This window comes from Achromobacter maghribensis (assembly GCF_057334215.1).
Genome location: NZ_JBHFII010000061.1, coordinates 564,817 through 576,958, shown reverse-complemented (window position 1 = coordinate 576,958; position 12,142 = coordinate 564,817). Strand labels below are relative to the sequence as shown.

Sequence of the window (12,142 nt, the reverse complement as noted above, 5' to 3'; positions counted from 1 at the left end):
GCGGCCCGCCGCGGCCGGATGACGGGATTCATCCCATACGATATGCATGTCCATGGCCTCAGAACCTGGCGTTGATTTCAAACTGCATCGTGTCGATGGCCAAGGGATCACCGTAGATTTCCTTGGTGCTCATCCAGCGGAAGACGCCGTAGACGTTCTTCTCGAAGGCATAGCCCGCGCCGATGTAGTAGCCGCGCGCGTTGGTGCCGCCCTGGTGGAACGACGAATCGTTGAATGCATCAGGCAGCGCATCGGGTTGGATGTACTTGTAGCCAACGAAGGCCAGCCAATCGCCCTTTTCCTTCAGGTCGTACGACCGGCCCAGCGTGGCTTGCAGCATCCAGGCATTCGGACCGCTTTCGATGTCGCCGTTGTCGCCGAAGTTGTTGACGATGTAGCCCTGCGAGCGGCTCGCCATCTTGCTCTTGCTGTAGGCCAGGTTGCGGATGTAGTTGCCGTTCAAGCGCAGGCCCAGGCCGTCGAACACGCGGGTATCCCAGCGCAGGTTCACGTCCAGCAGGTCGAACTTGGACGCCAGGCCCACGTACTGCGGTTGCGGCGTGTCGGCCGGATTGAGCGGATTGGGCGCGATGTTGCGCAGCAGGAACAGCGTGTTGCCCTTCTGCATGAAGGCCGGGCGCGACCAGTCGGTGTCGCAGTTCTCGGCGCCCGCCCACGGCGAGCAGGAGCTGGAGCGCTTGCCCGCGATGTTGTCGAAATGGTAGTAGGCCAGCGCGCCGCGCAGGCTGTTCTGATTGTTGATCTTCCAGTCGGCGCCGACCTGCGCGCCCAGCAGCCATTTATTCTCGGTGCTGCCCTCGCTCATCGACGACGAACTCCAGCCGTTGTTCGCGTATTCCGTCGCAAACGCGCCCAGTGTGCCGAAGAGCGTGACGTCGCGGCCCTGCAAGGGGTGCTTGAAGATCGCGGCGATACCGTCAAAGTTCAGGTCATTGGAAAACAGCGTATCGGTGGATTCGAACGGATTGGCGACACGGCCGCCCGTGACGGTGGCCCACTTGGCGGGGCGATACGTCAGGTAGGCCTGGTCCAGCCAGATGTCCTTCTTGCCCATGCCGCCGCCCAGGGTCTGGGACGTGGATACCGGGCTGTCATCGCTGCCGGTGGCCAGGCGGATGCCGGCAGTCCAGGCTTCCGAGATCTCGGCGCGCACACCCAGGCGGGCGCGGATGCGCAGCTGGTTGCGGCGGTCTTCACGCGTGTTCAGCATCGGCGGGTAGCCGCCGTTGGTGTTGGGATTGACGTCGTACGGCCCCTTGGCGTTGAGCTTGGCGAAATCGGTGATTTCGTTGCTGTTGCCTCCGTTGTAGAAGCGCGATTCGTCGCGTACCCGCACGTCGCCTTCCACCGTGATGCGTGACACCCAGTCCGGGAACGTGTTGGGCTGCGCCCAGTTTTCTTCCTTGGCCTGCACCATGACTTCGGCCTTGACCTCGTCGCGGATCTGGTCGCGCACGGTCTGCGGGATGTAGGGCACGCGCACGTCGCCCGCCTGCGCCACGGCCGCGCCGCGGTCCGGCGTGGCCTGGCGCGCGGCGCGGGCTTCGGCTTCCGCCTGCGCGACCAGCGCGTCGGCCTGATCGGGTTTAAGCACGCCCTGCTGCACTAGCAGGCGGATCAGGTTGATGGTGGCGTTTTCGGACGGCGCGGGCGCGCTGTGCGCCGGCAGCGCGGCGGCACTTGCCGCGACCAGCGCCAGCGATGCCGCCAGCCGGTTTAGTTCGAACTTCATTCTCTAGTCACTCCGGGATCAGGTCTGTTCGGGATTTCAGGAAGGCCGGCGGCCGGTCAGCGACGCGCGGATAGGCATGTTGGCGGTGGCAGGCGGGCGCTCATCCAGGCCCGGCACGGCGCGCAACGCGGCAACCACGCGGGCATCGACATCGGCGTCGCCGCTGCCGCGGGTCAGTTCCACCCGGGTGATCTGGCCAGACGCCGTCAGCCAGATGTTGGCCTGCAGGCGGAAGGTCAGGTTGCGGGTGCGCTCGTCTTCGCGCAGGATTTTTTGCAGCGCATAGGCCAGGTATTGGCTGTAGGTGGCGTTGCCCGCGCGGCCGCCTCCACCGCCCGCCATGCCCTTGCCTTGGCCCGCGCCGATGTTGAACGCGTCGCTGCCGGCCTGCGCATCGCCGTCGATCTGCATCGGGTTGGCCAGGTCGTCGGCCGGGCGCGGGGGCGCTTCGTCCTGCGGCTTGGGCGGTTCGGGCGTGGGCTGCGGCTCGGGTTCGGGCGTGGCCACGGGTTCTTCCTTGAGCTGTTCCTGCTCCGGCGGCTTCTCGGGTTCGGGCGGCGGCGGCGGGGGCGGCGGCAGCGGGATGATGGCCGTGACCTTGGGCGCATCGCGCCGAACGCCGGACATATCGTTGGCCCAGCGCCATAGCGCGTAGGCCGCCACCGCCGCGGCCACCGCCACGGCCGCCAGCTTCAGCCAGCGGCGCGCCGGATGCGGGACGCGCGAGGAATCGGATGCGTGTTGCGGCATGACGTTGTCCTGGCCCTTATTGCGGCTTGCCGGTCACGAGACCGACCTGGGCAAGCTCCAGGCGGCGCAGCAGATCCAGCACTTCCACTACCTTCTGGTACTGCACGGCGGCGTCGCCGCGCACAATCACCGGAAAATCCGGATTCAGCGCTTTCTCCGTGCGCAGCCGGTCTTCCAGCTCGGGCAAGGTGACCGGATAGGCGTCCAGGAAAACCTGGCCCGCGTCATTGACGGAAATCGCCTTGGTCTTCGGCTGCGACAAGGCCATGGTGGAACTGGCCTTGGGCAGGTTGACCTTGATGCCGGCGATCTGCGCGGTGGCGGTCAGGATGAACATGACCAGCACGACCATCAGCACGTCGACCAGCGGCGTGATGTTGATGCCGTCCACGGGCGCGTCATCGTCATCGTCCTGGGATGCGGATACGGAAGCCATGAATGCTCCTTATGCCTCGGCGGCGGCGGGTTGCGCGTCGCGGGCGGCCGGGCGGCTAGCCGTCGGCGCGCGCGTTGCGGGATGGTGGGCGGCTTCCTGCGCTTGCGTTTCACCGTGCACTTCGGCCAGGCGCGTGACGAATTCGTCGACGAACACGCGCATGTCGGCGCTGACTTCCTTGTTGCGCGACACCAGGCGGTTGTAGCCAAACAGCGCGGGGATCGCGACGAACAGACCCATCGCGGTGGCCAGCAGGGCCGCGGCCATGCCCGGAGCAATGGCGTTGATGTTCACATCGCCGGCCATTGCCGTGCCCAGGAACACCACCATGATGCCCAGCACGGTGCCCAGCAGGCCGATGTAGGGGCCGCCCGCGATGGCGTTGGACAGCACGCCCAGCTTGGCGCCCAGCACCTGGTTTTCCTTGGTGCGCACGGCGTCCATCGATGCGCGGATGGCCTCGATCGTGGCGGCCGAGATCGACGTGGTGTCGGCGCCCTGGGCGCGGCGGGTGCGGATCTCGTTGACCGCCACGCGGTACAGGCGCCACAGCGAGGCGTGTTCCAGCCGTTGGGCCAGACCGGCGTCATCGGCCAGCATTTCCAGGCGTTTTCCAACGTTGGCGAAAGACTCCCGGAACGCTTCATTGGCGCGCGCCAGGCGGGCCACGTTGCGGCTCTTCTTGATCATGATGATCCAGGACTGCACCATCATCAGCACCAGCACGCCGATGATGATCCAGGCGTCGATCGGCACCGCCTTGAGCAAGAAGCCCATGCCACCGAAACCGAAACCCGACTGTTCTTCGTCCGCGCCGTAGGCGACCAGGCGCGACTCCGCGCCCTGCGAGCTGGCATCGGCGTAGATCAAGGCGGCGGGACGCGCCACCTTGGACAAACGGACTTCGTCGATGGCGCCCACGAACGGCGCGTAGACGGGGCGCGCGGCGGGCGCCGGCGCGGCGTCGGCCGGTACCGTGCCATCCGCGGCGGGGGTGGCAGCGGGCGCCACGGGCGCGGCCGGCGCAGGCACATCGCCCCCCAGGGCGGCGATGGCGCCAAGCGGCGGCAGGCTGGCGGCCAGCGACGCGGTGGCGCGGCCGTTCACGTACAGATGGACCTGGCTGCCGTCGGCCGTCACCGCCAGGTGTTGCCAGGCGGCGGGCGTCAGCGGCTGGCCGGGCTGGCTGCGCTGGCCATTCACTTCCACGAACGGCACGCCCTGGTTGATACCAATCAGCAAGGCGTTGCCGGCGTCGCGGCGGGCGTAGACCAGCTGTTCGCCGGCCGGCTGGTCGGCGCGGACCCAGGCGCTGAACGTGAAAGCGCCTGCGGCCGGGATGGCCAGAGAGGGGCTGGCGGGAAGCATCAGCGGCGCGGCGCCCGTGAACTGCGCGGCCCGGCCGATGACGCCATCCACCGCGGCGCCCGTCGGGGTCTGGCCGTGGTTGCTGTAAGCGGTGGTGTCGCGCGGCGGCGCGCCAGCGGCGCCGTCGAAGTGATAGACCAGCGTGTAGTTCGGGTCGAACGTCAGTTGGCCATTGGCCGAGACCGGCGCCTTCTGGTTGCCGTAGTACATCCAGATGTCCTGGCGCTGGCCGTCGGCCACTTCAGGCACGTCCACCCATACCAGCGCCATGCCCAGCAAGGGGTCGAAGGCTTCCACCTGGTGGTTCAGCACCGTCTGGTCGTCGGCGCCCACAAACCGGATGTCGGCGCCCTTCTCGTTGATGCCGTCGAAAGTGAAGTTGCCGGTGTGCAGGCGCACCAGCAGCGGCGTGCGGCCGGCCGGGCCGCCCAGCGGCATGCCCTGCGCGGTGCTGTCGACGGTGATTTGCTTGCGGTACTGCCAGTCAGGCTGCCACCAAGCGTGGGCGGCGGACGGCAATACGCCGGCCAGCACGGTCAGTAGGAGTATCAATAGGCGTTGCATGTTCAGGACTCCGGGATGAATGAGGAGGTCGCGTGCGCTCAGAAGCTGGCGCGCACGCTGAAGTTCAGTCGGGGATCGTGCTTGCGGGTGTTGGGGCCGTCTTTCAGCGGATAGCCCCAATCCAGCGAACCGGACAGCCAATCCATGACTTGCAGACGGGTGCCCAGGCCGACGCTGGCGAGCGAGTAGCTGGCGTCCTGTTCGGGCAGCGGGTCGCGCAAGCGCAAGGTAGCGGCGTCGGCAAAGGCATAGAAACGCCATTCGTTGACGTTCGCGCCCAGCCAGCGGGCCAGCGACGGCGTGCGCCATTCCACCGAACCCAACACACCGTCGTCGCCCGTGCGCTCCGCGGCCAGATAGCCGCGCACGCTGGTGGCGCCGCCCGCCGAGAACTGCTCGTTGGACACCAGGGCGCCCGAGGCCAACTGGAACGAGCCGCGCAGGCCTAGTTGCCAATCGCCGAACAGGTTCTGCGTATGCGTGCCGTCGCCGCGCAACAGCGCGAAGCTGGGGTTGGCCCGATAGCGCTTGTCGTCGAACTCCTTCCAGTCGCTGCCTTGATTGAAGAAGGAGCCGCTTGCGCCCACGACCGACAGGCCCAGGCTGCTTTGCGACGATTCGGAATAGCGGTAGCCGTTGTAGGCAAGCGTGAACGGCAGGTACTTGATGGGGATCTGGTCTTCGTTGGCGCCGAAACGCGTGGACTCATCGAACTTCTTGTAGTCCAGGCCGACGGACAGCGAATTGCTCCAATCGCCTTGCGGTTCCATCGTGTAGATGGCGGACAGGCCGAAGGAATAGCCCTTGCCCAGCACATTGGTGCCGCCGATCGTGGCCACGTTGCTGTCGCTCTTGTAGCCCGAGAATTGCAGGCCCCAGCGGCTGGAGAGCGGCATGGAATACGAACCCGACCACACCTTGGCGTTGTCGGTTTCCTGCGGCGCGGTGAAAAAGGTCAGGCTGACGGAATGCCCCAGCTGCCAAAGGTTGTCGTAGCCCAGCGACGCGGTGCTGCGCAGGCGCGTGGTGTCGGCGCTGTAGTCGTTGTTCAGCCCCACGCTGGCATGCCATGGGCTCTTGTCTTCGACCTTCAGGTCCACGTCCATCGTGCCGGGCAGGCGCCCTTCCTTCACCAGCGGCACGACCTGGCGGCTGGCGCCCTTGTTCAGGTTCGTCAGTTCGGCCTGCGCGCGGTTGAAGTTGGGCACCTGGCCTTCCTGCAACGCCGGCACCTCGTCGCGGATCGCCAACGGGGAATAGTGCTGCGCGCCCACCACCCGCACGCGCCCCACCTTGGTCTCGGACACTTGCAGGAACACAATGCCGTCGGCGACCTGCTGTTCGGGCAGGTCCACGTACACCGACTGGTAGCCGCGTTCCTGATAAATGGCCTGCAAGGCTTCACGCGCGGACTCGATGTCGGCTAGCGTGCGGTCCGGGCCCAGGTAGGGGTAGACGGCGCGCTCGATGTCGCGGGCCTCCAGCACGGTATTGCCCCGCACGATGTACTCGTTGATGTTGACGCGGCGGCCCTCGGGGGCCGCTGCGCCGGCGGGCGCGGCGCCGGCTTCGGGCGCCGGCGCGGCTTGCGCCCACGCCGAGTGGATAGCGGCGGTCAGGACGAATGCTTGCGGCGCGCGGCGCAATATGGCGCGCAACGCGCGGCCCGTACTTTCGAAATCATGCATAGCGATGCACTCGGTTCCTTGTGTGAAATCCGGCCTGGTTACCGGCCGCTGCCGAGCCGTGCGCTTCGCGACAATCCCGTGACGGTTTTTGCCCGCCCTCCCGCGCTCACAGCTTCTGCTTGTTACTAGACGTGCCGGGAGGTCGAAGACCGCGCGTTGTAAGAAAAACTTCATGAAAAAGAATCCGCGAACGAAAACCCGGGCTGTCCGGCGGCGATTCTGGCCATGCGAGATGACGGCGCTAGCATGCAAGGTGAAAAAAAAGCGGCCAGGGATGCTGGCCGCTTCATGACACACCGATGACTGCCGGCGGCACGCCGGCGTCCCGCTCACATCGTCAGCTTGCGTCGTTCCTCCGCGCTCAAAGCCCCCGTCTCGTTCGCGTCCAGACGACCCGCGCCAAGCACTTGCACGGCGCTGGCGGCGTCGTAGGCCGGCGCAGCCGCCGCCGGGCTGCCCTGCGGCGCGGGCGCCGCCCCCGCCACGGGCTCGTCGCCATACCCCAGGATCTGCACGTTGATCACCGAGGGCTGGCCCTGGCGTGCCTGGCTTTGCGCGCGTTGGGCAGAATCCTGCGCGGCATTCACCGCCGATGTGGCTGCGGCACTGGCCGATGACAGCGCGCCGGTATTGACGGACGCCGTCACCGGCACGCCCACGCTATCGCCCTGCGTCTGGATGTTGGCGGCATTCACCACCTGCAAGGCCGCGATGTTCACGTTGCCCGACACGCGGATGCCGGCTTCGCCTGCGTCGATGGTGCCCAGCGGCGCGTACAGATCCACATCACCGGCCGCGACTTCCGGCAGCGGCGCCAGCGTCGCGATGCCCGCGCCGGTGCTGGGCGCGTTGGGCGACAGCGTCACGTTGCCCACGCCGTCGTAGACGCGCTTGGGCGGCGTGTACAGCACCGTCGTCTTGGACCCGCGCCCCGCATTGATGTCGCCTTGCGCCGACCACGCGGTGATCCCGCCGCCAAAGGTCGTCATCACCCGGCTTTGGCCCAGCAGGATGCTGCCCTGCGCGTACAGCTGGATGTTGCCCTCGCCTTGCGTGATGATGCCTGCGGAAGCGGGCGGCGCCACGCCCTCCACGCCGAACACCTGCTTTCCGCCTGGCGTCATCAACTGGATATCGCCGCCGAAGGTGCTGCGGATGCCCGACGCGCCGTACAGCGTGATGTCGCCTTGATAGGTGCCCGGCGCCGTCTCGGGGAACAGCGCCGCGATGGCCTGGCGGCCCCGCAGGTAGCTGCCGCTACGCGGGCTGGACTTGTCGTTGTATTCCCGGCCCCCCGACCGCAGTTCGGCGAAATACACCTGCCTGGCGAACACGCGCTGCTGGGCGGGCGGCAACGCGGCGAAGTAGGCGCGCGCGTCGTCCGTGCTGCCCGAAAAGCCGTAATGCTGCGTCAGCCACAACAGCAGTTCGGCCTCGTAGGTTTTGAACGCCAGGCCTTGGTCCGCCAACGGACGGCTTGGGTCCGCCACCTTGGCCGGGTCCAGATAGCGCGCCAGGAAGCCTGCGTAGTCAGGGCCGTTGGCGCCCACGCCCGCCGCAACGGCGATCGAGGCGCCCGGACGACGGTCGCCCGGCATCACGGCGCCCAGGCTCGTGATGGAGGCGCGATCGGCCATCAGCACATGACGGCCGGCGGTCACCTCCAGGGTGCCGGGGCCAGCGATCTGGAAAGAGCTGTACAGGATGTCGCGGCCCGCCGACACGCGAGACACATCCAGCGCATCACGATGCAGGAACAAGTTCCCCGTGGATGTCGCCGACGCGCCACTGCCACCGAAGTTGATGCCGTTTACGGTCGGAACGTCCGTGAACTTCCCGGTATCGGTGCCCGAGGCTACGATGTCGCGCCCCGCCATCATCCATACCGGCCCGGAAGCTTCGTACCAGGTCTGTCCCAGGTGGCCGCTGCCCAACAGAGACAGCGCCTCACCGGATCGCAGGCCGACAATATCGCCGTCGCGAGCATAGAAGCGCGTCACTTGATTGGAACCCGCCTCGCTCGCCGTCGGCGCGCTGAAGTAGAACAGCGGGAAGTGGGTTCCGCGGCTGGCGACGATGCCGTCCACCCCTTGGTTGCTCAAGGCCTCCACCGTACTGGTCTGCGAGGTGAACCCGGCAAAGGCCGGCGCGTGCACCGTCGCCACGCTGGCCGGATCGGCGCCCGAGCGGTTGATCGCGTAGCCGCCCGCGTAAATCGAATCGCCCGCCAACAATTCCAGTTGGCCGCGCGCGCCGGGCGCGAGCGTCAATGCATAGGGCAGCCCCGTCATTTCGTTGTTCAGATAACCCGCCGACACGCCCGCGTAGACGCTGCCGTCATACGCCGTGGCGCGCAGGATGGACGGGTACAGGTACCGCGCGTCCGACGGCGACGTGTTACGCCCCGTCTGCGCCGGCAGCCCCTGCGCACTGTGCGACGTCTGGCGGCTGGGCGTCAGGTTGCCGCCCGCGCTGGACAACTCGATGGCGGTGTTCTGGGTCCACATCGAGAACCAGCTGTAGCCGCCGCCATTCTGCAAGGAACCGTCGGCCAGCCGGAACGGCGTGCTGTTCGGCAGGGCGACGCGCCCCGGATCGCTCGCCCCGCCCACCACCAGATCGCCACGCGTATCCACCCGGATGACCGAATCGCCGGGAATTAGAACCAAGCCCCCCGTGGCGCTGGCCAGCGTGGACGCATAGGGGTCATAGCCCCGGGTTTCCTTGACGTCCTGCTGGATGGATTCATTGCCGTACCGCAGGTCCAATCCCCCGACCGCGCCGCTGGACAGTTGCACATGGCCGCGCAGGTTGATCAATGCGCCCTGCAGGTCCAGCGCAGGCTCGCCATAGTACGGCGTGGGGCCCACTGTCGACGACACCCGTCCCCGCGCGCTCTGCGTAGGATTCAAGCCGCCACCGACGCGGATGTCGATGTCGCCGCCGCCGGTCAGCATCATGCTGCCGTCGGCCGCGATACGCCCCGTACTGCCGACCGCCACGATCAGGCCCTGGCCACGGGGGTTACTGACGGAACCGCGCGACTCGATATTGCCCGCATCGCCGTCCACGCGCATGCTGACATTGCCGCCGCCAAGCGCGCCAAAACCGGTAAAGCCCACCAGCAAAGGTGTCTTGTCCTTGAAGTCCGCGGACGCTTGCGTGTAGCTGCCGAAGTTGATCCACCATGCGGTCGGCGTATCGCCGCCGTTGGCACTGCCCGTGCCTTGGCGCCACAGCCAGTTTCCGATTCCCACGCTCGGGTCGATCACACGCGCTTCAAAGTTGCCCCCCGTGGTCTTGCCCCACACGTCGCCCCGCAGGGCGCCGCCCGCGTACAGCGTGAGGTTCCCCCCCGCCTCCGGGTACCAGGCTTGATAGCCCGTGCCGGCCGTCACAAAGGGTTCATACGTCATGGAATAGTCGTCGCCCAGCACGGTTTCGCCGAAGCGGCCGCGCGGCAACTGATAGGCGGGCGCCACGTCGGCCGCCTGCGTGCCGGCCGTGTAGACGCCATACGCCGACATCAGGCTGATGTCGCCGCCCGCGGCCAGATCCAGATCGCCCGTGCCCGTGCGCAGTACGCTGAAATTCTGCGTGTGCGCCGTCACCGACGTCGAGGACTTGTCGTCGACCAGGCACAGGCCTTCAATGGCGTCGCACAGCCACAGCAGGTCATCGGGCACCGGCGCGCCGGGCTCAAAGCCAGACGGACCCGCGTCCGGCCCCCACACCAGGCTGGCGCCCTTGCTCACGCTGGCGTTGTAGTGGGTATCGGCCAGCGTCAGCTTGCCGGCGGTTGGCCCGGCCAACACCCGGCGCGGATCCGCTGCGTCCAGGTCGGCGCCCGCCACCAATTGCACGGACCACGACTGGCTGCCTGCGGGCAGCATCTGGGCCAGCGCCCAGTTGCGCCGCTGGTCCACCGCCGTGCCCGGCCGCAGCTCGACATAGTCGGTGCCTTCCGGGAACACCAGCTTGGTCTGCGACGGGATGAACGCGCCTTGCTTCAACGTGATGGTGCCCGCCATCAACAGCACGTTGGGCTCGTAACCTTGCGTGGTGTGCAGATTCGGCAGCGCCACGTTTGCCGGCCACGTGAATGCTTGCATGGACGTGCCGGCGGTCAGCACGGTGCCCGCGCCCAGGCGCGTGCCGGCGGGCAAGTCCACAGCCTGTTTGAGGATGCTGCCGGCGGGGTACAGCAGTTGGCCAGCGGCATCGCGCAGATCGCCGGACAGCACCGTGCCGGCAGCCAGCGACAGCGCCTGGCCCAGCGCGGCCTCCACCGGCAGACGGGTGCCCGCCGCCAGCGTCGTGGCCTGCAGGGGCAAGGGGTAGTTCAGCGTCTTGCCGCCCGGGAATTCGGTGCCATCGGCCAGCACCACGCCGCCACGCGGCAACACCACGTCGCCGCCGAACGGTTGCGCGCCGGGCGTCAGGATCCAGCCGTTCTCGTCGTCCGGCGTCGCTTGCGGCGGCGCGAAGCCGTCATTGATGCTGCCATAGACGTCCAGGTTGCCCTTGGCGCGCAATGTCAGCGCGCCGGCCTCGCCCGACCCGTAGGCCGAGGTCATCGCCGAATGCGGATTCAGGCTGGCGTAGCGATAGCGTGACAGGTCCAGATCGCCCTGCACGACCAGGTCGCCATCGGCGGTGTTGCTGACAATCTCCACGCCGGGCCGCAGATGGAACACGTCGCGGTAGGTAGCGTTGTTCAGGCCCGCCAGCTTGCCGTCCAGCAGTGCGCCGTTGTTGCGCGCGTTGCGGATGAAGGTGGTGCTGTCGCCGTGCAGCGTTTCCAGATACGCCTGATCGATGATCTGGTAATCGCGGCCGCTCGCGCGGTCCGCCGGATCGCCCGGGCGCGCATCGTCATAGCGCTGCGTGGCGACCAGCGCGATGGACCTGGCGCCGTCGATGACGACAGTTCCCCGCGCGTCGATGGCGATGTCGCCGTAGGTAGCGGCCGAACCCGGCACGGCGCCGCCGTTGATTCCCGCATTGCCGGCCGCATCGATGCGCGGCGCCAACAGATCCAGCGTGCCGCGCGGCGCGCCGTCGTGCTGGCCCGCGGCCGCGCCCGGCGCCGCGGAGGTGCCATGACGCAAGTCGATGCGCGCCCCGTTGGCCAGGGTCAGCATCCCACGGCCAGAATTCAGTTCCACCATGGCGCGGTTGGGCGAGTCGATGATCTTGCCATAGCTATCGACGCGCAGCACGGTGCCATGTGCGTCCAGCACCGCGGTCGAGGACAGCGTCAAGCCGTCGCGCGCGGCCCGCCGGCTCCGGCCCACGCGCTCGCCGCTGGCGTCCACCCGGCCAGCGACCGTCAGACTGCCGCCGTCTATCGACAGATTGATGTCGTTGGCGCGCAGCGCATCGCCGACCGCCAAGCTGCCTTGCTTGATCTGGAAGCTGCGCGCACCCATGACTGCGCCGTCGTTCAAGCGTTGGTTGAGCGCCTCGAAATCCGCATTCAACGCCCCGGGCGCGCCCAGATGCTGCGCGCGGATATCGACGCTGCCCGCCCGATAGGGCACGGCCGTGGGGGGGGGGGGGGGGGGGGGGGGGGGGGGGGGG

5 protein-coding genes and 1 pseudogene are annotated in these 12,142 nt (G+C 67.7%); all 6 read right to left on the bottom strand.

Going from position 1 to position 12,142, the window contains the following annotated elements:
• Nucleotides 1–58 precede the first annotated feature (58 nt).
• Complete coding sequence (locus tag ACE039_RS28590; RefSeq protein ID WP_448708166.1) at nt 59–1,753, bottom strand: putative porin; 1,695 nt, start codon at nt 1,751–1,753, stop codon at nt 59–61.
• Between the two features lie 36 nt (nt 1,754–1,789).
• Nucleotides 1,790–2,503, bottom strand: a complete 714-nt coding sequence (locus ACE039_RS28585) for a TonB C-terminal domain-containing protein (RefSeq protein ID WP_485824002.1) — start codon at nt 2,501–2,503, stop codon at nt 1,790–1,792.
• 16 nt (nt 2,504–2,519) lie between these two features.
• A complete protein-coding gene (locus ACE039_RS28580; protein ID WP_006222018.1) occupies nt 2,520–2,939 on the bottom strand; it encodes an ExbD/TolR family protein in 420 nt (139 codons plus the stop codon).
• 9 nt (nt 2,940–2,948) lie between these two features.
• Nucleotides 2,949–4,871: a DUF2341 domain-containing protein gene (locus ACE039_RS28575; protein WP_485811410.1), complete on the bottom strand. Its 1,923-nt coding sequence runs from the start codon at nt 4,869–4,871 to the stop codon at nt 2,949–2,951.
• Nucleotides 4,872–4,909: 38 nt separating this feature from the next.
• Entirely contained in the window at nt 4,910–6,559 is a 1,650-nt protein-coding gene (locus tag ACE039_RS28570; protein ID WP_485824001.1) for a ShlB/FhaC/HecB family hemolysin secretion/activation protein, read from the bottom strand.
• 329 nt (nt 6,560–6,888) lie between these two features.
• Nucleotides 6,889–12,108 (bottom strand): annotated as a pseudogene (locus ACE039_RS28565) (filamentous hemagglutinin family protein); the annotation flags it as partial.
• Nucleotides 12,109–12,142: the final 34 nt, after the last annotated feature.

What these genes read in the sequence shown, in the direction of transcription:
- ACE039_RS28590 (WP_448708166.1), bottom strand. Translation starts at nt 1,753, where the DNA reads ATGAAGTTCGAACTAAACCGGCTGGCGGCATCGCTGGCGCTGGTCGCG.
- ACE039_RS28585 (WP_485824002.1), bottom strand. Translation starts at nt 2,503, where the DNA reads ATGCCGCAACACGCATCCGATTCCTCGCGCGTCCCGCATCCGGCGCGC.
- ACE039_RS28580 (WP_006222018.1), bottom strand. Translation starts at nt 2,939, where the DNA reads ATGGCTTCCGTATCCGCATCCCAGGACGATGACGATGACGCGCCCGTG.
- ACE039_RS28575 (WP_485811410.1), bottom strand. Translation starts at nt 4,871, where the DNA reads ATGCAACGCCTATTGATACTCCTACTGACCGTGCTGGCCGGCGTATTG.
- ACE039_RS28570 (WP_485824001.1), bottom strand. Translation starts at nt 6,559, where the DNA reads ATGCATGATTTCGAAAGTACGGGCCGCGCGTTGCGCGCCATATTGCGC.